Consider the following 21962-nt stretch of genomic DNA (forward strand, 5'->3'; position numbering starts at 1 on the left):
TTATCGGTTTAATAAACGCTTATGGCTGCGTTTTCAGGTGTCGGGCCGGAGGCCGGCGCCGCACCTGTTCATAGTCAGATTTATAGCAGCCGCCGTTTAACAGCGTCAACAACGGCGGCCGATTTCGGGGGCGTTTTAGCGCCGTTTTACTAAACGCGGGCGTGGCAGGCGCCACGCCCGCACGGCGTGCAGCTTCGCGTGTTTACTGCACCTGCGCCGTCGACACGGCGGTGCGCACGTCCGGCTCCAGCAGCTCGAGCTCGGCCACCTCGACCGCGGCCCCATTGTCGAAGCGCAGGCGGTATTCGCGATAGGCGCCCGGCTTGGCGATGCGGAACGGACGCAGCTGCTGGGCCCAGGCGAAGGCTTCGCCGTGGCGCTGGTCGAGCACGGTCCAGGCGCCCTTGCCTGCACGCGTACGGCCTTCCAGCGTCCAGCCCAGGCCCTGCAGCGGGGCCTTGCCGCCGGTGATCGTGTAGTAGCTGGCCTTGGCCGCTTCGGCGAACGCGAAGCCGACGGCGGCGCGCGCCGGCAGCGGCATCGCGGTCGCGGCATCGTCGTCGACCAGCGCGGCAGCGGCGCCGGCGCCTTCCAGCGTGACGGCAGTCGCGCGGCCGGTCAGGTCGTGCATGCCCAGCGGCTGCTTGCCCGGCGCGGTCAGCGACGCCGGCAGCGCATTCGGCGCACTGCCCCACGCCGACGGCTTGCTGCCCATCTCGAATTCGAGCGTGGCGCCGGCCGCGATGTCGGCGTGGCGGATCCAGGCCTGGTTCCACGGCTTGCCGTTGACCTTCAGCGACTGCACATAGACATTCTCCGGGCCGTTGTTGTGCGCGATGACGCTCAGGGTGCGGCCGTTCTCCAGCTTGACGTCGGTGCGCTCGAAGGCCGGCGAGCCGATGATGTATTCCGGAGAACCCATCCGCAGCGGATACAGGCCGAGTGCCGCGAAGGTGTACCAGGCCGACATCTCGCCGTTGTCCTCGTCGCCCGCATAACCCTGGCCGATCTCGCTGCCGAGATACAGGCGGCGCACCACCTCGCGCGAGATCTGCTGGGTCTTCCACGGCTGGCCGGCCGGCGTGTACATCCAGGGGATGTGGTGCGAGATCTGGTTGCTGTGCGCGTACATCCCCAGGCGCACGTCGCGCGCCTCGGTCATCTCGTGGATCACGCCGCCGTAGCCGCCGGCCACCTGGGCACTGCCGGTTTCCGGGGTAGAGAAGAACTGGTCGAGGCGGGCCGCCAGCTTGTCGCGGCCGCCCATCAGCGAGGCCAGGCCGTTGGCGTCGTGCGAGGCGGTGAAGGCGAAGTTCCAGGCGTTCGATTCGGTATAGTCCCTGCCCCAGCGCTCCGGGTCGAAGCTGGCGGCCGGCTCGCGCCACTCGCCCTTGGCGTCGCGGCCGCGGAAGAAGCCGGTACCGGTGTCGTACAGGTGCACGTAATCGACCGCGCGGGCGCGGAAGTAGTCGGCTTCCTCGCGGTAGCGGCGCGCACGCGCCGGGTCCTTTTCGTCGCGCGCCAGCGCGCTGCCCAGCTGCGCCAGGCTGAAGTCGTTGAGCGCACCCTCGAGCGTCCACGACATGCCCTCGTGGACCGAGGTGTCGGCGTAGCCGCGGTACATCGACTGCGCCAGGCCCTTGCGGCCGACGTTCGAGACCGGCGGCACCGCGGTGGCGTTCTTCAGCGCCGCCTCGTAGGCCTGGTGCGCATCGAAGCCGCGCACGCCCTTCAGCCAGGCATCGGTAAAGGCGACGTCGGAACTGGTGCCCACCATCAGGTCGGCATAGCCCGGCGACGACCAGCGCGCCACCCAGCCGCCGTCGCGGTACTGCTGCAGGAAGCCGTCGATCATCTCGCCGGCCTGCTTCGGCGTGAACAGCGCGTACGCCGGCCAGCTGGTACGGAAGGTGTCCCAGAAGCCGTTGTTGACGTAGGTCTTGCCGGGACGGACCGGGGTCGAGGTCTTGAGCGCGTCGCCGCCGGCGTTGTCCTTCGACCAGCCGCTCTGGTCGGCGTGGCGCCAGTCCGGCTTGTCGACGGTGCCGACGTTTTCGTGGCCGATGTTCGGGTACATGAACAGGCGGTACAGGTTCGAGTACACGGTGGTCAGCTGGTCGTCGCTGGCGCCCTGCACTTTCACGCGGCCGAGCTGTTCGTCCCAGGCCGCCTGGGCGCGCTCGCGCACGGTGTCGAAGCCGGCGTCGCCGACTTCCATGTCGAGGTTGCGCTTGGCCTGCTCGACCGAGATCAGCGAGGTGGCGATGCGCATGCGCACTTCGCCCTCCGGCGCGGCGAACTTCACGAAGCCGGTCGGACGGCCGGTGTCCAGCAGGCCGCTGTCGCTCCACTTCTGGTCGAAGCGCGCGAACACGAACATGCGCGAGGCGCCGTTCGACAGGCCGCTGCGGGTGTCGGTGTAGCCGCTCAGGGTCTGGCTGGCCGCGTCCAGCGCCAAGCCGCCGCGCTTGTCGACGTTATCGAACAGCAGGTTGGCGTCGCCGCCGCGCGGGAAGCGGAAGCGGAATACCGCGGCGTGGTCGGTCGGCGCGATCTCGGCACGCATGCCGTTGTCGAAGTCGACGCGGTAGGTGTAGGGGCGGGCGAGCTCGTTCTCGTGCGAGAACGCCAGCGCGCGCTTCTGGCGGTCCGGGTCCGGACGGCCGCTGGCGGCGGACGGCATCACCTGGAAGGTCTGGCGGTCGCCCATCCACGGGCTCGGCTCGTGGCTGAGGTTCAGGGCCTGCATGCGCGGGCGGTTGTCCGGGCCGTTCTTTTCGTTCCAGCTGTACACCCAGCTCAGGCTGCCGGCATCGGTGGCCGGGGTCCAGAAGTTGAAACCGTGCGGCATGGTCACCGCCGGGATGTTGTTACCGCGCGAGAAATTGCCGTTGGCCTGGGTGCCGCGCGTGGTCAGTACGTAGTCCGACGGACGGTTCACGGCCAGGCGCGCCTGGTCGCCGATCGCGATGTCGTCCAGCCAGCCGCTGGCCTTGACGCCGGCCTCGCCGCGCACGTCCAGCTCGATCGCCTTGATGCGGCGGCCCTTCAGCGCACCGAGGCGCACCGCCTTGCGGGCCCACTGCTGCGGATACAGGGTCTTCGATTGCGCCTGCGCGGCCGCGCCCAGGCGCACGCCGTGGTTGTCGACCAGCGCCGTGCCCGACACGCGCTTGCCGTCGTCCAGCACCAGGTCGAGCGAGACGCCGGTGGACGCGGCGGTATTCCCGTCGACGATCTCCGGCAGGACCATCCACGACAGCGTGGTGTCGTCCTTGATCTCGATATCGACCGCGAACAGCTGCAGGCGCCCGCCGCTGCCCTCGCTGCTGTAGTGCAGCGCGCGCAGGCCGCTGTAGCCGGCCTTCGGCTTGGCGGTGTACGGCCGCTCCGGACCGGCGCCGGCGTCGACGCGCACGCCGTTGGCGGCCATGGCGGCCGGCATCGGATCGGCGGCTTCGAACGAGGTCGAGAAGCGTGCGTCGGCGGCGTGGGCGCCAGCCGCGGCCAGCAGCAGCATGGCGGTGGACACATGCACGCTGATGGTGCGCAGGCGGTATTTGCGTGAATCGTATTTCATGGTGCGGATCGTCTCCTTGAAAAATTCTTATTGCATGCGCACGGCGTCGGCCAGCGAGCGGATGTGCAGGGCGGCGCGCAGGGCGCCTTCGCCGGCGGCGGACGTCACGCGCAGTTGCACGCGCTCGCCCGGCAGCAGCGTCAGCGCGTTATCGGACAGCTCGGCATCGAGATCGACGAAATCGATCCAGACCGCGCGCGCCAGGCGCGCTGCCGTGACCTCGAGCACGAGGCCGGCGCCGTCGCGGCGCAGTTCGGCGCGCAGGCCGGCATCGCCCCATTTCACCTGTCTGGCCGGCGCAAAATAGACGGCGCCACGCGACGCCGGCTCGCCTTCCACCTGCAGGTCGAACACGGCGACGGTGGCTGCCGGGTCGGCCTTGCCGAGCAGGCCGGCATCGGCGTAGTCGCGGAACCTGGTGGCCGACAGCGGCGCCAGCTCGACCTGTTTGCGCTCGTCGCGCAGCGTTTTGCCGTCCAGGCCCAGCACGCGCAGGCGCAGTTCGCCGTGCACGGCGTAGGTGCGGTCGTTGAGCAGGCTGACCGTGGTTGTACCCTTGGCGTCGCGCAGTGCGGCCACGGCCACCGGCGCATAGAAGCGGCGCGCATGGAATTGCAGCGCCTTCCAGCGGCCGAACCAGTCGACGCTCGACCAGGACGCGCCCGGCCACACGTCGTTCAGCTGCCAGTACAGCGAACCCATCGTGTACGGCCGGCTGGCGCGGTGGTGCAGCGCCGCCAGTTCGATGCCTTCGGCCTGCATCGCCTGGCTCAGGTAGACGAAGCCGGCAAAGTCGGCCGGCTCGCCGAATTCCTCGCGCACGTATTTCAGCAGGCGTTCGTTGCCCTTCCCGGCCATGAACTTCTGGTGCGCCTCGATGACCGGCGTGGCCAGGCCCTGCTCGGCGCGGGTGGCGAACGCGTCCACCGTGCGCTGCACCGGCCAGGCCTGCAAGCCGTACTCGGACATGAAGCGCGGCGTGATCTCCAGGTACTTGGTTACCGGGTGCGCCGGGTTGCCCCACACTTCCCAGTAATGCATGTCGCCGCTGGCCGGGGTGTTGGCGACCTCGGCCAGGTCGTCGCCGGGCGAGCTGGCCCAGTACTTGACGCCGCCGCCCTCCTCCGCCACCACCTGGCGCAGGTCGCTGCCGAACAGCTGCACGTAACCCTTCCACACGCGCTCGGCCAAGGCCGGATCGGCTTCCTTCATCGTCTTGCCGTGGCCCCAGTACTTCCACGCGATCTCTTCTTCGTTGTTGCCGCACCAGAGCACCAGGCTCGGATGGTTGCGCAGGCGCCGCACCTGGTCGCGCGCTTCCTGCACGACGTTGGCGCGGAAGGCGTCGTCATAGGCCGGCTGCATGCCGCCGCCGAACATGAAGTCCTGCCACACCATCAGGCCGAGTTCGTCGGCCAGGTCGAAGAAGTCGTCGCTCTCGTAATAGCCGCCGCCCCAGCTGCGCACCATGTTCATGTTGGCGTCGACCGCCGACTGCAGCACGCGGCGCAGCTGCGCCTTGCCGACGCGCGGCTGGAACATATCGAAGGGGATGGTGTTGGCGCCCTTGGCGAACACCGGGATGCCGTTGACGGCGAAATAGAAGCTCTTGCCCTTCGCGTCCACCTCGCGCCGCAGTTCGACGCTGCGCAGGCCGGTGCGGGCAGTGGCGCCGGCGATCGCGGACTGGCCGTCGCCAAGCTGCACTTCGTAGCGGTACAGCGGCTGGGCGCCGTAGCCGTGCGGGTACCAGCGCTGCGGCTGGTCGATGTGGAGCGGCAGTTCGATGCGGTTGATGCCGGCCTTCAGCTCGACGCGGTGCTCGGCCGCCAGCGTGCGCTTGCCGTCGGGCGCGGTCTGCCACAGGCGCAGCGCCAGGCCGCCGGCGCGCACGGCGTCGATCGAGACGATGGCAGCAACGTCGGCGCGCTCGCTACTCACGCGGTCCTGGCGCAGTTGCAGGTTGTCGATGCGGGCCGTGTCCCAGCTCTGCAGCACGACGGGCTTGGCGATGCCGGCGGTGACGTAGCGCGGGCCCCAGTCCCAGCCGAAGTGGTAACCCGGCTTGCGCACGAAATTGCCGGTCATCGCATCGACCGGTTCGTCGCCGTAGGGCGAGGGGTAGTTACCGGCCAGCTTGACCGGCATCCCCCGGACCTGCGGCAGCAGCTTCGCGATCGGCGAACGGAACACGATGCGCAGCTCGTTGCCCTTGGCGCGCAGCTTGCCCTGCACCGGCACGCGCCAGGTGCGGAAGGCGTTATTGGCGTCGAGCACGCGGGCGCCGTTGAGCCAGACTTCGGCAAAGGTGTCGAGGCCTTCGAACACCAGGTCGCTGCGCGCGCTGCCGATGGCGGCCTGCGGCGCATCGAAGACGGTGCGGTATTCCCAGTCGGCCAGGCCGATCCACTGCAGGCCGGCTTCGGGCGCGCCGGCGTAGGGATCCGGGATCAGTTTATGTGCCAGCAGGTCGGTATGCACGGTGCCGGGTACCGTGGCGGTGTGCCAGGGCGCGGCTTCGGCGTGCTTGCCGAGTTGCGCATTGCCGGGCGCGAGGCGGAAGGTCCAGCCCTGGTCGATGACGATCTGGGACGGCGCAGCCGCCATGGCCAGGCCGGCCAGCAGGGACAGGGCCAGTGCGATCATCAGCTTGGGAAGCGATAAGAATTTCACGGTGCGGGCGCCTTCCAGTAACGGTCGATCCATTCCTCGTGGGTGGGCATGGTGGCCGCGGCATGCGCCAGCATCCTGCGTACGCCCTCGACGTGCTCGACCAGCTTATCCTCCGGCATCTCGTCGACGATCGGGTGATAGCCTTGCGGGACGATGCCCTGCCCCAGCATCACCTGCACCCAGCTCGGCAGCGCAAAGAAATCCTCGCCGTTGCGGAAGTAGCGGCCGTCGGCGCGGAACAGGTCGATGGTTTCGCGCAGCGTGTCCGGGATCGCCATCGTGCGGCAGTGGTCCCAGAACGGGGTGTCGCCGCGTTCGGTCGCATGGTAGTGCAGGACCAGGAAATCGCGGATGCGCTCGTATTCGAATACCGATTCGCGGTTGTAGCGCTCGATCAGCAGCGGGTTGAAGTCGCGCGTCGGGAATAGGCTCAGCAGGCGCGTGATGCCCGACTGGGCCAGGTAGATGCTGGTCGATTCGAGCGGCTCCAGGAAACCGCTGGCCAGGCCCAGCGCCACCACGTTCTTGTTCCAGAATTTGCGGCGCATGCCGGTGGTAAAAGCCAGCTTGCGCGGCTCTGCCAGCGCCTTGCCGTCCAGGTTGGCCAGCAGCGTGGCCGCCGCTTCGTCGTCGCTGGTATGGCGGCTCGAATAGACGTAGCCGTTGCCGGTACGGTGCTGCAGCGGGATGCGCCACTGCCAGCCGGCTGCGCGCGCGGTCGAGCGCGTGTACGGCGTGATGGTCTGCAGGCGTTCGCTCGGCACGGCCATGGCGCGGTCGCACGGCAGCCACTCGGTCCAGTCGATGTAGCCGGTTTTCAGGGTGTCTTCGATCAAGAGGCCGCGGAAGCCCGAGCAGTCGATGAAAAGTTCGCCGTCGACCGTCTGGCCGTTTTCCAGCGTCACCGATTCGATGAAGCCATCGCTTGCGCGCTGGCTCACCTTGACGATCTTGCCTTCGATGCGCTTAACGCCGCGCCCTTCCGCCAGTTCGCGCAGGAAGCGCGCATACAGGGTGGCGTCGAAGTGGTAGGCATAGGCGATGTCGGCCAGCGGCGAATTCGGCGCCGCGTTCCTGTCGGCTGGCGCGAATTTGCCCAGCGGCGCCATCACCGTCTGCGCCGAGTACGCGCCGATCGGGGCCGCGCGGCCTTGGCCGTGCAGCTTGAGCCAGAACTGGTGGAAAGGCAGCGGCCCGAGCGAACGCCCGATGGCGCCGAAGCCATGGATGTAACTGTCGCCGATGCGGCTCCAGTCCTTGAATTCGATGCCGAGCTTGATGGTGCCCTGGGTGCGCCTGACGAAGTCCGCTTCGTCGATGCCCAGCCATTGGCCGTTGAAGAGTTTGATGTGGGGCACGCTGGCCTCGCCCACGCCGACGATGCCGATTTCCTCGGATTCGACCAGGCGGATCGATGCGTTCTTGCCCAGGTAGGTGGCGAGGGCGGCGGCGGCCATCCAGCCCGCACTGCCCCCGCCGACGATGGTGATGTTCTTGACGCGGTCCTGCATCCAGCCTCCCACTGCGCTCCAGTTGCGCCGTCCAAATAAAGACGGCAGTTGCCCGCGCTGCTGGCAACTGCCGTCGATGACACTGTCCGCGGGCTTAGAACTTGTAGTTCAGGCCCACGTACGCCACGCGGCCGGCGTAGCCGCCGGAGTAGAAGCGGTCCTTGGTGTCGTTACCCAGGTGCGAACGGGTTTCCTGCTTGGTCAGGTTCAGCACCGAAGCAGTCAGGCTCAGCTCTTTGGTGAAGTTGTAGGCCGCGTTCAGGTCGATCTGGGTGTACGGCTCCTGGTACACGTTCAAGCCGTTGACCAGGCCGTTCACGATTTCGCCGCGGCGGTTGTACGAAGCGCGCGCCAGGAACTTGTCGGTTTCGTAGAACACCGTCAGGTTGGCCTGGTTGCGGGCGCTGCCGATCAGCGGCGACTTGCCGATCTCGGTACCGTCTTCCAGCGTGATCGCTGCCTGGTTGGTCTTGTTGTACGTGTAGTTGAACTGGAAGCCGAGGCCGTTCTTCAGCGAGTGCTGCACGTAGAACTCGGCGCCCTGCGACACCGCATCGCGGCCGCCGGCGCTGGTCGAGTAGTTCTGCACGGTGACGGTCTCGCCGCCGACGTTCAGGTTGAGGTCACGCACCACCGGCACCGAGAAGTTCTCGACGTTCTTGCGGAACAGGCCCAGGCCGACCACCGAGCCGCGCTGGAAGTACCACTCCAGGCCCAGGTCGAACATGGTCGCCTTGTACGGCTCCAGGCTCTTGTTGCTGCCCGAGCCGTACCAGCCCTGCTGGTCGCCGCCACCGATCAGGCGGCGGTCAGCCACGTATTCCGGGCTGAAGTAGCGCAGGCTGCCCGGCGATGCGATGTCGCCGTAGCTCGGACGCGAAATCGCTTTCGACGCGGCGGCACGGAACAGCACGGTGTCGGTGACGTCGAAGGCCAGGTTAAAGCTCGGCAGCACGTCGGTGTAGCTGCGGTCCAGCTGGCTGACCACGAAGGTCGAGATGTGACCGCTGGCCGGGTTGGTCTGGCTGTCCGGCAGCACGGTGAAGCCGCTGATGCAACCCGAACCGGCCGGTGCGCCCACTGCGGCGACGCCACCTGCCTGGCACGGTGCCGGGGCGCCGTTGACGTTGTAGAAGTAGTCGTTGTAGTAATCGACCTGGTCCGTCGAGTCGGCGTGCTGCTTGGTCTTCACCACGCGCAGGCCCAGGTTGCCGCGCATGCGCTCGGTCTTGTAGTTGGCCTGCAGGTAGAACGACGAGATCTTTTCCTTGACGTTGTAGACGAAGTTGTCTTCGTCACGGGTCTTCATGGCCCCGTACTTGTTGGTCAGGTAATTGATGTACGCCGGATAGTTAATCGCCGGGAAAGCAGTGGTAGTGAACGCGCCGCCCAGGTTACCCAGCGAGCCCGAATACAGGTACGACGGATCCATCTTGTTGGCGGACGGATCGCAGCCGTTCTGGAAGCGGTTGTCGTAGCTGCCGTCGGTGCCCGGGCAGGTCCAGTAGTTGTTGCCGGTGCTGCGGCTGATGCCGCCGTCGCGGTACTTGGCGCCGAACTGCAGCGAGTCGATGAACTTGTAGTCAGTGTGCCAGGTAAAGTCGGCCTGGCCGTAGTTCTGCTTGTTGCTGTTCTTGGTCCACGACGAACCGGTCGAGCCGAGGTCGATCTCGCCGATGCCCTTTTGCAGGTTGGCCAGCACGTCCGGCGAGAAGGTGATCGACGGCGTGCCGGTCAGGTTCCACGAGGACATGTTGTTGCCGTTGGTCCAGCTGCCGTCCGCATTCTGGACGCGCGGCTTGATCGGCATGGAGAATTGCAGCGACGGACCGCCACTGGCCCAGGTACGGCCGGCCTGGAAGCTGGCGTCGACCGACTTGCCTTTCCACTCGACCGCGAAGTCGAAGGTCTGCGACAAGGATTTTTGCTTGGTGTAGTTGCCGTTCAGCCATGGGGTCGGCATGGTGCAGTCATCCGGACCCCAGCCGCCCGGCTTCTGGCCACCAGCCGCGGCCGCCGCTTCGCTGCAATAATAAGTCTTGCCCGGATGCAGGCTGTAGTCGGCGCCGGTGACGATGGTGCCGCTCTTGTCGAAGGTCAGACCGTCGAGCGCACGGCCGCCCGGCCAGTTGCCGTCGCCGTTGTAGCGCGCCAGGCTCCATTCCGGCACCACCAGCGAGTTGGTCTGGGAATTCTGCGACAGGTCGAAGCGGAAGTAGTTGGCCACCAGGTTCAGGTTGCGCACCGGCTTGAATTGCAGGGTCAGCTGGCCGCCCTTGCGCTTGCGCTCTTCTTCTTCGACAGCGGCGCTGACCGTGGTCGGCATCATGAAGTTGGTGTAGTGCCCGCCGTTCTGGTCGTTGAAGCCCGACTGGCCCCACCAGTACGAGTTCATGCCCGAAGGCTTGCCGTTGACGTCGGTTGCCGGATGGGCGTCGTAGTCGTCGCCATACCACTGCCAGCCACCGGCATTGCTGCTCATGGTGCGCGTGGTGCGGTTCTGCTGGGTCAGGCCGACCAGCACGCCGAAGCGGTTGCTCTTGTCATGCCAGGCGTACTGGCCGGAGAACTGGCCGTCGCCCTTCTTGGTCGTATCGGCCCAGGTGCCTTCGGCGTTGACGAAACCGCTGCCCGATGGCATGTCCAGCGGACGGCGGGTATGCAGGATCACGGTGCCGCCGATGCCGCCTTCGTCGATGCGCGCTTCCGCTGTCTTGAACAGCTCGGCGCTGCCCAGCATGTTCGACGGCATCAAAGCGTAGTTGAAGGAACGGGTCGGATCGCCGTTCGATTCGGCGGTGGCGATGTAGTTGCCGTTCAGCTGAGTCAGGGTCAGTTCCGACGACAGGCCGCGCACGCTGACGTTCCTGCCTTCGCCGCCGTCGCGGGTAATGATCACGCCCGGCACGCGCTGCAGCGCGTCGGCGACGTTTTTATCAGGGAATTTACCGATGTCTTCGGCGGTGATCACCTCGACGATCGAGTTGGCATCGCGCTTCTGGTCGAGGCTCTTTTCGATCGAGTAGCGGTAGCCGGTCACGACCACCTTCTGGCCAGCGACGGCAGGCTGGCCGGCGGCCGGCGTTGCAACGACCGGCGCGTCGGCTGCCTGCGCATCGGCGGTCTGCGCCTGTGCGCTCGAAATGGACATCAGTGCGACACCCACGGCGATGGCAATGGGTTTTACAGGGCAGCGCAGCTGCCGCGAAGCGAGATGGGCTCTCAACGTCATGTAAGTCTCCGGGTCGTACCCAAGATGGGATAGTTTTTATAGCGGGAGTTTTTGGAGGATTTACTAAACGATCAAGTCCCTGACCGATCCGTATAACCTCGCTTTCCAACAAGGAGAAGTTATACAAAGGAAATTACAAGCATTCAATAAACTTTCAAATGCGCGATGCAGTTTAGCTAAGTTTAGTAAACGAAAATGATGCAAAACCGCCACATCAATTAGGTGAGCGGTAACATGCTTGACATTTCCTGCAGGATCGCGCGCGCCGCCCTTTTGCCGGCCTGTTCTACACTGCGGCAGCCACCTCTACCCGGAGTGAATGATGATCGACTCGATTGGCACGCCAACCCTGTACATCGCCTTTTCCGTGTTGGTTGCCATTTTGCTGGCAGTCGATTTCTTCATTCTCAAGCAGGAAGGCGAACACCGCGTCAGCACACGCGAGGCGGCTGTCTGGTCGCTGATCTGGGTGTCGATCGCGCTGGCCTTCGGCGCCTGGTTCTGGTGGTACCTGCGGGGTATCGTCGGCGAAGAGGTGGCGCGCACGCGGGCGCTGGAATACCTGACGGGCTACCTGATCGAGAAATCGCTGGCGGTCGACAACGTGTTCGTCTGGATCACGCTCTTCAACTTCTTCGCCGTGCCCGCCGCCTACCAGAAGCGCGTGCTGCTGTACGGCGTGCTGGGCGCGATCGTGCTGCGCGCGCTCCTGATCTACGTCGGCGCCCTGCTGCTGGCCCAGTTCCACTGGATCTTGTACGTGTTCGGCGCCTTTTTGCTGTACACCGGCGTGCACATGGTGCGTGCGGCCGACGACGAACCGAACCTTGCCGACAACAAGATACTGCGCTGGATGCGCAAGCACATCCGTATCACCGACGAGTATCACCAGGACCGGTTTTTCGTGGTGCGGCAGGGCCTGCGCTACGCCACGCCGATGTTCGTGGTGCTGGTGCTGGTGGAGATCACCGACGTCATCTTCGCGGTCGATTCGATTCCGGCGATCTTTGCGGTGACCGGTGATCCGTTCATCGTGTTCACCTCGAACATCTTTGCCATTCTTGGGCTGCGGGCGATGTACTTCCTGCTGGCTGATATGGCGCAGCGCTTCCATTTGCTGAAGTATGGATTGGCCGGGATCCTGGTGTTTATCGGTATCAAGATGCTGCTGCTCGATATCTACAAGATTCCGACCGGGATTGCGCTGGGGGTGGTGGGCTTGATTCTGTCGGTGTCGGTGGTGGCTAGCCTCATGACGTCGAAGCCGACCCGCCCCTGAATTACACCTGGAAGCTTTGTATTGACGCCTTGATGTTCCTGACAAACCCGTTACTTCCTGGGAGAGCAACAATCCCGTACACTGCCCCATTCTGAGAGTCCGCTATCGTCCGGCCAAGAGCAGTCATTAATTTGCATCGTTATATGAAGACCAGGTATCTCGCTTTGGCCGCACTTACTGCTATCTCATTACAGCCCCTGGTTGGACTGGCCACTTTTTTTCCATTTTGGCGCGGGGCATTCCCTTCGCCTGATGTTTTCATTTTTTACCTGCTAGCCGTACTGATCATGTCGAGTTTGATCGTGGTACTGCTCGGACTACCATGTTTTAATGCACTTAACGCAGCAGGTAAGTTAACTTTGCCAAGTTTGAGTTGCTGCGGCATCTTCATCGGGATGTTGCCTTATCTTTTGATAGCCTACCCCCAGCATATAGCTGGTTACACAGGGACTGCGCTATGGCACGGACACATGCTCAGGCATTATGAAAATGGAAGTCCAGCGGCGGGAGCATGGCTCGCTTACGTCGAAACTGCCGTTGGACTTGGCTTTCACGGATTTGTTGGAAGTCTGGTTTTCTACTTTTTCTGGTATCGGCACAGAACGGTACTACGGTAGAAAAAGTGCCCACTTGATGGCGAAAGCGGACGCTGCAATAAGTCTGCAATCCGCTGCGCTTGGTCTAGTTTCGTACAGTAGCCGTGATTCGTACGTTACTTTCGTACATGCTTGCGTCATATGCGGGGATGCCAGCTGCAGGCACCCGCGCAATCAATCCCTGGCCGCAGCAGCCCGGATCCGCACCAGCAGCGCCCCACCGCTCGCCACCATCGCCACGCCCACCACACCCATCCAGCCCCACCCGGCCAGCGCCTGCGCCCCGAGGAAACCACCGGCTGCCATGCCGACGAACACGCTGGTCATCAACAGCGCATTCAAACGGCTGCGCGCTTCCGGCGCGATCCCGTAGATGATGCTCTGGTGCGAAATCAGGCTGGCCTGCACGCCCAGGTCGAAGCCGACCGTGGCCAGCGCCAGCAGCGCCAGCTGCGCCCCGGTCGACAGCAGCGGCATGAAAAGCATCGCGCCGAACGAGACCACCGTGATGGTGGCGGCGATGCGTGTCACCCACTCGGCGCCGCGGCGGTCGGCCAGGCGGCCGGCGAACGGTGCCGCCAGCGCGCCGACGGCGCCGGCCAGGCCAAAGGAGCCGGCGACGGCCGAACCCAGGTGGAACGGGGCGTCGTGCAGCATCACGGCCAGCGTCGACCAGAACGCCGAGAAGCCGAGCGCCAGCAGTCCCTGGGCCAGTGCGGCCAGGCGCAGCTTGCGGTGCGCGCGCCACAGGGTGGCCAGCGATTGCAGCAGCGCCGGGTAGGATTGCGTGGTGGTCGGCGCGAAGTGCGGCAAGCCCTTGGCCATCACGCCCGCCAGCAGCAGCACGCTCACCGCCGCCGCCATGAACACCGTGCGCCAGCCGAAGTGCTCGGCAACGAAGCCGCTCACCACGCGCGACAGCAGGATACCCATCAACAGGCCGGTCATCACGGTGCCGACCGCCTTGCCGCGGTGCGCGGCCGGCGCCAGCGTCGCGGCGGCCGGCACGATGTCCTGGGCCACGGTGGCGAACAGGCCGACCGCCAGGCTGGCCGCCAGCAGCACGCCCAGCGTCGGCGCGAAGCCGGTCAGCAGCAGCGCCGCGCTCAGGATCAGCGCCTTGATGACGATGATGTTGCGGCGGTCGTAGCGGTCGCCCAGCGGTGCCAGCACCAGCAGGCCGATGGCGTACCCGAGCTGGGTCAGGGTCGGAATCCAGCCGACGTTGCGCGCCGTCGCATGCAGGTCGCCGGCCAGCACGCCCAGCGTCGGCTGGCTGTAATAAAGTGCGGCGACGGTGAGGCCGGTGCCGGCGGCCAGCAGGAAAGTCAGCGAAGTCGACAGCGTTGCCTGCTCGGGCGCGGCCTGGGTAATGTTCTTGGTCATGGATGTCGTGCTCATGGTGCGCTCCGGAAGTGGAACTGCGATGGAGTGCATTATGCAAAGATGGCAAGTATGACGGTAGCAGCCGCACGCGTCGAACTGTTATACGATGCACGTATGAATATCGAACAAACACCCGGCATTTCCACTGCCGACCGTATGATGCTCGTGGAAACCTTTGTCCGCATCGTCGATGCCGGCAGCCTCTCTGCCGCCGCGCGCCTGCTGGAGACCACGCAACCCACCATCAGCCGGCGCCTGAAGACGCTGGAAAAATCGCTCGGGGTGCGCCTGCTGCAGCGTTCCACGCATGCAATGACGCTGACCGACGACGGCATCCGCTGCTACGAACGCGCCAAGGCCCTGATCCTCGGCTGGCAGGAGTTCGAAAGCGAGATCCGCGGCGCCGGCGACGAACCGGTGGGCACCCTGCGCGTGATCGCGCCGCACGCCTTCGGCCAGCAGCAGCTGGTGGCGCCGCTGGCAGAGTATTTGGCGCGCTATCCGAAGATGACGGTCGACTGGACCCTGCACGACCGCACGCCCGACTTCATCGCCGAAGGCATCGACTGCGCGATCCAGGTCGGCGCCCTGACCGACACCTCGGTGGTGGCGATCCCGCTGGGCGCGGTGCCGCGCATCGTGGTCGGCGCCCCTGCCCTGCTCCACGGCGCAGGCGGGCCTGCCACGATGCCCACGCACCCGGACGACCTGGCGCGCCTGCCCTGGATTGCGGCCAGCAATTTTTACCGCGACGAGGTCGAACTGGCCCACGCCGGCAGTGGCGAGACCGTACGCATGCGCATCCAGCCGCGCCTCTACACCGACAACCTGTATGCGCTGCGCAATGCGGCGCTGCTGGGCGTCGGCGCGGCGGTCGCCTCGACCTGGGCGCTGCGCGAGGAACTGGAGAGCGGCCACCTGGTGCAGCTGGCGCCCGAGTGGCAGGCCGCGCCGCTGCCGATCCACCTGATCTATCCGCCGGCGCGCTTCTATCCGGCGCGCCTGCGCCGCTTCATCGACATCATGCGGGTGGCGGTGCCGCAGGCGTTCGGGATCACGCCGCCCGCCTCAAGCTGAACCGGCCAGCGCCACCGCGTCGGCCCCCGCAGGAAGCCGCAGCGGGCACGATGGATCGGTGGCCGCGCGCCATACCGCTGCCGCCACGTCCGGCGCATGGGTCACCGGCGCATCGGCGCCCATGCCGGCGAACACCTGCCGGGCGAAGCCCGCATAGGCGTCCGGGATGCCGCCCAGCGTGCGCGCCTTCGCATTCGCGCCGAAGCTTGTCGTCGGCGAGCGCCCCGGCTGCACCAGTTTTACGCGCACGCCGAACGGTTCGAGTTCCAGCGCCAGCGAGGCGCTGAACATGTCGACCGCCGCCTTGCTGGCGGCGTACGCGGAAATCAGCGGGAACGGGCGCGCCGTGACGATCGAGGTCACGTTCACGATCACGCCCTGCCCGCGCTCGCGGAACTGCGGCAGCACGGCCTGGGTCACGGCCATCGTGCCGAGGGTGTTGGTTTCGAACAGATCGCGCGCGCTGTCCATCGACAGCGCTTCGAACACGCTCATGGCGCCGAAGCCGGCGTTATTCACCAGCACGTCGATCGGCCCCGCGGCCTGCACGGCATTGCGGATGCTGGCGGCATCGGTCACGTCGAGCGGCAGGATGCGCAGCTGCTCGGACGGCGCCAGGATGCCGTCGCGCGGCGTGCGCATGGTGGCGACGACCTTCCAGCCGCGTTCGAGGAACAGGCGGGCGGTCTCGAGGCCGAAGCCGGACGAGCAGCCGGTGATCAGGACGGTTTGCATAGGAACTCCTTGTCATCAGTGGAAACAGGAAGATACCGCCGCCTGGCCGGACTTGCTACAATCGATAGTCCGATATTCTTTTTCAGGAGTCCGAACATGATCGATCCGCTTGCCGAGATGGTGACCCTGCTCCAGCCCAGCACGCCGCACTCGAAGATCGTCGAAGGTGCCGGCCAGTGGCGCGTGCGCCGTTCGGACCTCGGCCAGCCCTTCTACTGCGCCATGCTGGACGGCGCCTGCCGCCTGCTGGTCGATGGCCAGGCACCGGTCACGCTGGCCGCGGGCGACTTCGTGCTGGTGCCGGCAGCCCGGGATTTCGCCACCACCAGCCTGGAACCGCCGGCGCCGGACGACAGCGACGTACCACCGTTCGCGACGGCGCCGGGCGCATTCCGGCTCGGCGACCGCGAGGCCGCGCCGGATGTGCGCTTCGTCGTCGGCCATTGCGAATTCGGTTCGCCCGATGCCGCGCTGCTGGTGTCGCTGCTGCCGCAACTGCTGCACGTGCGCGGCGAACCGCGGCTGGCGACGCTGGTTCAGCTGGTGCGCGACGAGTCGCGTGCGCAGCGGCCGGCGCGCGACGTCGTCCTAGCGCGCCTGCTGGAAGTGCTGTTCATCGAAGCCTTGCGCGCCGGCGCCGCCACCGGGGCCGGCAAGGATGCCGAGGATGCGCCGGGACTGCTGCGCGGCCTGGCCGACGCCCGCCTGGCGGCCGCATTGCGGCGCATGCACGAAGCACCAGCGCGCAACTGGACGGTGGCCGACCTGGCCAGGGAAGCGGCGCTGTCGCGCTCGAGCTTCTTCGAGCGCTTCAGCCGCGCCATGGGTACGGCGCCGATGGAATACCTGCTGGCCTGGCGCATGGCACTGGCCAAGGACCTGCTGCGGCGCGGCGCCGGCGGCATCGCCGAGGTGGCGGCGCGCGTCGGCTACAGTTCGGCCAGCACCTTCAGCGTGGCCTTTGCGCGCCATGTCGGGGTGCCGCCGGCGCGCTATGCGCGTGCAGGGGATGCGGTGGCGGCTTGATTTCCGTTCGAGACCCGGGCGGTGGCGCGCCGCACCCGCTCGATCGTCGCTACTATTCCGCTCATCTCAGCCGATCACCCAATCCGAGGAGACGACCATGGAAAAATCTAGCCAGCAAGTGCGCGGCGGCTGCCTGTGCGGCGACGTCCGCATCACGGCCACGGGACGCCCCAACCGCGTCGGCCTGTGTCACTGCCTGGATTGCCGCAAGCATCACGGCGCGCTGTTCTATGCAGCGGCGATCTTCCCCGAGGAGGCGGTGACGGTCAGCGGCGCTACCCGCGCCTATGCCAACCGCTTTTTCTGCCCGCGCTGCGGCTCCCCCGTCTTCGGCCGCAGCGAAGGTGAAATCGAAGTCCACCTGGGTTCCCTCGATGCGCCCGACCAGTTCATGCCGACCTATGAAAACTGGACCGTCCGCCGCGAAGCCTGGCTGCCGCCGTTTCCGTTGGCGCATCACTATCCGCATGACCGCGAAGATCCCGGCCCTGCCGCCGCCGGGGTGGCCGTCCCGTAACGTCGTCCTCGCGAAGGCGGGGACGACGGATTGATAAAGCGGGACGACGATTATGCAGGCACCCTGGCTTCGGCCAGCAGCGCCCGGATCTCCGGCACGCACGAGCCGCAATTGCCGCCCGCCTTGACGCAGGCCGTCACCTGCGACGCCTCCGTCAGGCCGTCCTTGCGGATCGCGATCTCGATGGTCTTGCGTCCCACGCCGAAGCACGAGCACACGATCGGCCCCGGGTCCGCGCCCTGCTCTTTCGCGCGGCCGGACAGCAAATTGAGGCGCTCCAGCGGCGCCAGCTTCGGCTTGCCAAACATCTCGGCCAGCCAGGCGCGTGCCGGCAGGTCCTGGCGCGTCGAGACGAACAGGCAGGACTGGATGCGCTCGTCGACCAGGTGCACGGCGCGGTACATGCCGCCGCTGCGGTCTTCGACCTCGATCCAGTCGGCATCCTCGTCCTGCGCATCGACGCCGAGCAGCGCGCGGCCCCAGGCCGTGGCATCGCGCACCGGCGTGCGTCCGGCCAGTTCGTAGCGGATGAAGTCCGCGCCCTGGATGCGGGTCCAGTGCGCCGTCTCCAGCAGCGGCAGTTCCACGCGGCTGAGGATGAAGCCGTACCAGTTCACGCCGAACGGTTCGATGCGCACCGGCGTGTGCTTGAATTCGGGCTCCCCCGAGACCGGATCGACCGCCGGATTGACCACCGTGCCGACGCGCGCGTCGGACGCGGTCTGGCCGCTCCAGTGGATCGGCATGAACACGCTGCCGCGCGCGATGCCGCCGCCGTGCTGCACGCGCGCCACCACCGCACCCCAGTTGCTGGTGACGCGCGCCAGTTCGCCCGCCTTGACGCCCCACAGCAACGCATCCTGCGGGTGCATGTCGATGAAGGGTTCCGGGATGTGGCCGGCCAGCCTGGGCGAGCGGCCGGTGCGCGTCATGGTGTGCCATTGGTCGCGCACGCGGCCGGTGTTCAGCACCATCGGGTACTCGGCGTCGGGCGCATGCGCCGGTGCGCGCGGGACGGTGGCCACGAAGCGCGCGCGCCCATCCGCATGGGCGAAGCGCTTGTCGCCGAACAGGCGCGTGGTGGATGCGCCGGCGGCCGGCACCGGCCACTGCACCGGCGCCAGGGCATCGTAGGCTGCGCGGCTCATGCCGGCCAGGCCCCCGATGTCGAAGGCGCGGCGGCGCTGGCCGCCGACGTCGTTCTGATGAGCGCTCAGGCGCGCATGTTCGTCGAAGATCGCGTGCGGTCCGTCGTAGTCGAAGCCCGAAAAACCCATGCGCTGCGCCACCGCGGAAATGATCTGCCAGTCGGGCCGGGCCGCGCCTGGCACCGTCAGGAAGCTGCGCTGGCGCGAGATGCAGCGCTCGGAATTGGTGACCGTGCCGTCCTTCTCGCCCCAGCCCAGCGCCGGCAGCAGCACGTGGGCCGCGCCGTTGGTATCGGTGCCGCCCACGATATCGGATGCCACCACCAGCTCGCACTTGGCCAGCGCGCGGCGCGCCTGGTCGGCATCGGGCAGGCTCACCAGCGGATTGGTCGCCATGATCCACACCGCCTTGATCTTGCCATCCTCGATCGCGCGGAACAGGTCGACCGCCTTCAGGCCCGGCTTGTCGGCCATGCGCGGCGACTGCCAGAAATCCTGCAGCAGCGCGCGCTGGCCGGGGTCGTCCAGTTCCATGTGCGCGGCCAGCATGTTGGCCAGGCCGCCCACTTCGCGTCCGCCCATCGCGTTCGGCTGGCCGGTCAGCGAGAACGGTCCCATGCCGGGCCGGCCGATGCGGCCCGTGGCCAGATGGCAGTTGATGATGCTGTTGACCTTGTCGGCGCCGCTGGTCGACTGGTTGACGCCCATGGTGAACGCGGTGACGGTTTTCTCGGTGCGGCCGAACAGTTCGTAAAAGGCGAGCAGCTGCTGCGGATCGATGCGGCAGGTCTTGGCCACTTCCAGCAGGTTGCCGCCCTGCCCGGCCGCGTCCAGCGCGTCGGCCAGGCCGGCGGTGTGCGCGTTCACGAAGGCGGTATCGATCAGCTTTTGCTGCGCCAGGTAAGCCAGCAGGCCGTTGAACAGCCAGACGTCGGTGCCCGGCTTGACCGGCAGGTGCAGGTCGGCGATGTCGCAGGTAGCGGTGCGGCGCGGGTCGATCACGACGATCTTCATGCCGGGCCGCGCTTCCTTGGCGCGCACGATGCGCTGGTACAGGGTCGGGTGGCACCAGGCCGCGTTGGAGCCGACCAGCACGACCAGGTCGGCCAGCTCGAAGTCTTCGTAGCAGCCCGGCACCAGGTCTTCGCCGAAGGCGCGCTTGTGGCCGGCCACCGCGGCCGACATGCACAGGCGCGAATTGGTGTCGATGTTGGCGCTGCCGATGAAGCCCTTCATGAACTTGTTGGCGACGTAGTAATCCTCGGTCAGCAACTGGCCCGAGACGTACAGCGCCACGGCGTCCGGCCCGTGCTCGGCGACGATGCGGGCGAAGCCGTCGGCGACGCGGCCGAGCGCTTCGTCCCAGGATGCTTCGCGCAGCGCGCCGTCCTGTTCACGCAGCATCGGCGCCAGCAGGCGGCCCTGCAGGCTGACGGTCTCGCCCAGCGCCGCGCCTTTCACGCACAGGCGCCCCTGGCTGGCCGGATGCGCCTCGTCGCCGGCGATGGCGAGGGTGCCGTCCTGGCCGACCTGCGCCTTGACGCCGCAGCCTACGCCGCAATACGGACAGGTGGTGTTGACGGTGGTCGGAATGGCGGACAGCTTCATGGACAACTCCTTCGTCAGGCAGCGTGCGCCTGCCCAAACAACAACTGGTCGCGGAACGATGCAATGTTCGTCCGCTTCTGGATCAGATCGAAATACCAGGGACCGTCGGCGACGTCCCCGTAGAGCACCACGCCGGTGAGCCGGTTGCCGGTCACCACGAGGCGCTTGTAGACGCCGCCGCGGCGGTCGCGCAGCACCAGGTCTTCGCTGCCTTCCAGCCCGACGATGTCGCCGGCCGAATACAGGTCGACCCCGGTCACCTTCAGCTTGGTGGCGGTGGCCTGCTGCACGTAGCGGCGGTGGCCGCTGCCTGCCAGGTGGGCCGCACAGACGCGCGCCTGGTCCCAGATCGGCGCCACCAGGCCGAAGGTGGCGCGGCGGTGCTGCACGCATTCGCCCACCGCGTACACGCGCGGATCGTAGGTCTGCAGGGTATCGTCGACCACGATGGCGCGTTCGACGTGCAGGCCGGCGCTCTTCGCCAGCTCGACGTTCGGGCGCACGCCGGCGGCCATCACCACCAGGTCGGCAGCGATGTCCTCGCCGTCGGCGAAACGTACGCCCTGGACCCGGCCGTCGCCAAAGATCTCGGCGGTCTGGCGATTCAGCAGGATGCGCAGCCCTTTGCGTTCGAGCGCCGCGCGCAGCAGGTCGGCCGCGGGCGGATCGAGCTGCTGGTTCATCAGGCTGCCGGTCACGTGGACCACGCTGACCTCCATGCCCTGGCGCAGCAGGCCGTTGGCCGCTTCCAGCCCGAGCAGGCCGCCGCCGATCACGACGGCCTTGCCGCCGCGCTGCGCCGCCGCCAGCATCGTATCGACGTCCTGGATGTCGCGGAAGCCGATCACGCCCGGCAGCGCATGGCCCGGCACCGGCACGATGAAAGGCTTCGAGCCGGTCGCGATCAGCAGGCGGTCGTACGGCACGGCCAGGCCCGACTGCGCATGCACGACGCGCCGCTTGCGGTCGATGCGCACCACCGGGTCGCCCGCGTGCAGCGTGACGTCGTTGGCCGCGTACCAGTCGCGCGTATGCAGCATGATGTCGTCGACGGTCTTGTCGCCGGCCAGCACCGGCGACAGCAGTATCCGGTTGTAGTTACCGTGCGGCTCGGCGCCGAACACGGTGATGCGGTACATGGCCGGGTCGAGCTTCAGCAATTCCTCGACCGTGCGCATGCCGGCCATGCCGTTGCCGATCACGACCAGGCCGGGGCGCGCGTTCATAGCCCGACCCACACCTTGCCGTCTTCGACCCGCACCGGGTAGCTGGCCACCGAGTTGTGCGGCGCTTCCAGGCATTCGCCGGTGCGCAGGTCGAAGTGCTGTTTATAGATGGGCGAAGCGACCACGATGCGCTCGCCGATGCTGCCGACCAGGCCGCGCGACAGCACCGCGGCTTGCGAATTCGGGTCGTAGTTGTCGATCGCGAACAGGCTCGGCGCCTCGTTCCCGACGCGGAACACGGCCACCTGGCGCCCGTTCAGCAGCGCGCACACGCCGGTGTCGGGCACGATGCGGTCGAGGGGGCAGATGGCGTTCCACTGCTGTTGATGTGCTTGCAGATCATGGTGCATGATGGGGGCTCCTTAATA

Annotated in this window: 13 protein-coding genes; 4 read left to right on the forward strand and 9 right to left on the reverse strand. The window is 66.8% G+C overall.

Annotated features, from left to right (window positions below):
* Window positions 1-202: 202 nt before the first annotated feature.
* The 4 genes from FBX97_RS26010 to FBX97_RS26025 all read right to left on the reverse strand — a co-directional run bounded on the left by FBX97_RS26010 (window position 203) and on the right by FBX97_RS26025 (window position 10915).
* Window positions 203-3580, reverse strand: a complete 3378-nt coding sequence (locus FBX97_RS26010) for a GH92 family glycosyl hydrolase (RefSeq protein ID WP_141838248.1) — start codon at window positions 3578-3580, stop codon at window positions 203-205.
* Window positions 3581-3607: 27 nt separating this feature from the next.
* Window positions 3608-6253: a glycoside hydrolase family 2 protein gene (locus tag FBX97_RS26015; RefSeq protein WP_255517646.1), complete on the reverse strand. Its 2646-nt coding sequence runs from the start codon at window positions 6251-6253 to the stop codon at window positions 3608-3610.
* Complete coding sequence (locus tag FBX97_RS26020) at window positions 6250-7764, reverse strand: tryptophan halogenase family protein (protein WP_141838250.1); 1515 nt, start codon at window positions 7762-7764, stop codon at window positions 6250-6252. Before FBX97_RS26020 ends, FBX97_RS26015 begins: the two co-directional genes overlap by 4 nt.
* 94 nt (window positions 7765-7858) lie before the next feature.
* Window positions 7859-10915 carry a TonB-dependent receptor gene (locus FBX97_RS26025; RefSeq protein WP_255517647.1) on the reverse strand — a complete coding sequence of 1019 codons (3057 nt, stop codon included), beginning with the start codon at window positions 10913-10915 and terminating at the stop codon, window positions 7859-7861.
* Window positions 10916-11318: 403 nt separating this feature from the next.
* Between FBX97_RS26025 and FBX97_RS26030 the strand changes: the two genes are divergently transcribed.
* Entirely contained in the window at window positions 11319-12275 is a 957-nt protein-coding gene (locus FBX97_RS26030; RefSeq protein WP_304599201.1) for a TerC family protein, read from the forward strand.
* 770 nt (window positions 12276-13045) lie between these two features.
* Here FBX97_RS26030 and FBX97_RS26035 read toward each other — a convergent pair.
* Window positions 13046-14272, reverse strand: a complete 1227-nt coding sequence (locus tag FBX97_RS26035) for an MFS transporter (RefSeq protein WP_141838254.1) — start codon at window positions 14270-14272, stop codon at window positions 13046-13048.
* A gap of 99 nt (window positions 14273-14371) precedes the next feature.
* Between FBX97_RS26035 and FBX97_RS26040 the strand changes: the two genes are divergently transcribed.
* Window positions 14372-15334 carry a LysR family transcriptional regulator gene (locus FBX97_RS26040; RefSeq protein WP_141838257.1) on the forward strand — a complete coding sequence of 321 codons (963 nt, stop codon included), beginning with the start codon at window positions 14372-14374 and terminating at the stop codon, window positions 15332-15334.
* Here FBX97_RS26040 and FBX97_RS26045 read toward each other — a convergent pair.
* Window positions 15326-16069, reverse strand: coding sequence for an SDR family oxidoreductase (locus tag FBX97_RS26045; protein ID WP_141838259.1), 744 nt, complete (start codon window positions 16067-16069; stop codon window positions 15326-15328). The two genes, FBX97_RS26040 and FBX97_RS26045, sit on opposite strands and share 9 nt — an antisense overlap.
* Before the next feature lie 96 nt (window positions 16070-16165).
* On the opposite strand from FBX97_RS26045, the gene FBX97_RS26050 reads away from it, so the two are divergent.
* Both FBX97_RS26050 and FBX97_RS26055 read left to right on the forward strand, forming a co-directional pair.
* Complete coding sequence (locus tag FBX97_RS26050; RefSeq protein ID WP_185748759.1) at window positions 16166-17095, forward strand: AraC family transcriptional regulator; 930 nt, start codon at window positions 16166-16168, stop codon at window positions 17093-17095.
* A gap of 97 nt (window positions 17096-17192) precedes the next feature.
* Window positions 17193-17612 (forward strand): GFA family protein, encoded by a 420-nt coding sequence (locus FBX97_RS26055; RefSeq protein ID WP_141838261.1) that lies wholly within the window; start codon window positions 17193-17195, stop codon window positions 17610-17612.
* Window positions 17613-17662: 50 nt separating this feature from the next.
* Here the strand turns inward: FBX97_RS26055 and FBX97_RS26060 are convergent, their stop codons facing one another.
* The 3 genes from FBX97_RS26060 to nirD are packed head-to-tail and all read right to left on the reverse strand — an operon-like array spanning window position 17663 to window position 21944.
* On the reverse strand, window positions 17663-20368 hold the full coding sequence (locus tag FBX97_RS26060) for a nitrate reductase (protein WP_141838263.1): 2706 nt from the start codon (window positions 20366-20368) through the stop codon (window positions 17663-17665).
* Between the two features lie 14 nt (window positions 20369-20382).
* Window positions 20383-21594, reverse strand: a complete 1212-nt coding sequence (locus FBX97_RS26065; RefSeq protein ID WP_221631882.1) for an NAD(P)/FAD-dependent oxidoreductase — start codon at window positions 21592-21594, stop codon at window positions 20383-20385.
* Window positions 21591-21944, reverse strand: a complete 354-nt coding sequence (nirD, locus tag FBX97_RS26070) for a nitrite reductase small subunit NirD (RefSeq protein ID WP_141838267.1) — start codon at window positions 21942-21944, stop codon at window positions 21591-21593. The genes FBX97_RS26065 and nirD overlap by 4 nt, the downstream gene beginning before the upstream one ends.
* Between the last annotated feature and the right edge of the window lie 18 nt (window positions 21945-21962).

The organism is Herbaspirillum sp. SJZ107, assembly GCF_006715485.1.
GTDB lineage: Bacteria > Pseudomonadota > Gammaproteobacteria > Burkholderiales > Burkholderiaceae_D > Telluria.

Excerpts from the sequence above, each read along its gene's own strand:
- FBX97_RS26060 (WP_141838263.1), bottom strand. The coding sequence starts at position 20,368 with ATGAAGCTGTCCGCCATTCCGACCACCGTCAACACCACCTGTCCGTAT.
- FBX97_RS26065 (WP_221631882.1), bottom strand. The coding sequence starts at position 21,594 with ATGAACGCGCGCCCCGGCCTGGTCGTGATCGGCAACGGCATGGCCGGC.
- FBX97_RS26010 (WP_141838248.1), bottom strand. The coding sequence starts at position 3,580 with ATGAAATACGATTCACGCAAATACCGCCTGCGCACCATCAGCGTGCAT.
- FBX97_RS26030 (WP_304599201.1), top strand. The coding sequence starts at position 11,319 with ATGATCGACTCGATTGGCACGCCAACCCTGTACATCGCCTTTTCCGTG.
- FBX97_RS26020 (WP_141838250.1), bottom strand. The coding sequence starts at position 7,764 with ATGCAGGACCGCGTCAAGAACATCACCATCGTCGGCGGGGGCAGTGCG.
- FBX97_RS26050 (WP_185748759.1), top strand. The coding sequence starts at position 16,166 with ATGATCGATCCGCTTGCCGAGATGGTGACCCTGCTCCAGCCCAGCACG.
- FBX97_RS26025 (WP_255517647.1), bottom strand. The coding sequence starts at position 10,915 with ATGTCCATTTCGAGCGCACAGGCGCAGACCGCCGATGCGCAGGCAGCC.
- FBX97_RS26035 (WP_141838254.1), bottom strand. The coding sequence starts at position 14,272 with ATGAGCACGACATCCATGACCAAGAACATTACCCAGGCCGCGCCCGAG.
- FBX97_RS26055 (WP_141838261.1), top strand. The coding sequence starts at position 17,193 with ATGGAAAAATCTAGCCAGCAAGTGCGCGGCGGCTGCCTGTGCGGCGAC.
- nirD (WP_141838267.1), bottom strand. The coding sequence starts at position 21,944 with ATGCACCATGATCTGCAAGCACATCAACAGCAGTGGAACGCCATCTGC.
- FBX97_RS26045 (WP_141838259.1), bottom strand. The coding sequence starts at position 16,069 with ATGCAAACCGTCCTGATCACCGGCTGCTCGTCCGGCTTCGGCCTCGAG.
- FBX97_RS26040 (WP_141838257.1), top strand. The coding sequence starts at position 14,372 with ATGAATATCGAACAAACACCCGGCATTTCCACTGCCGACCGTATGATG.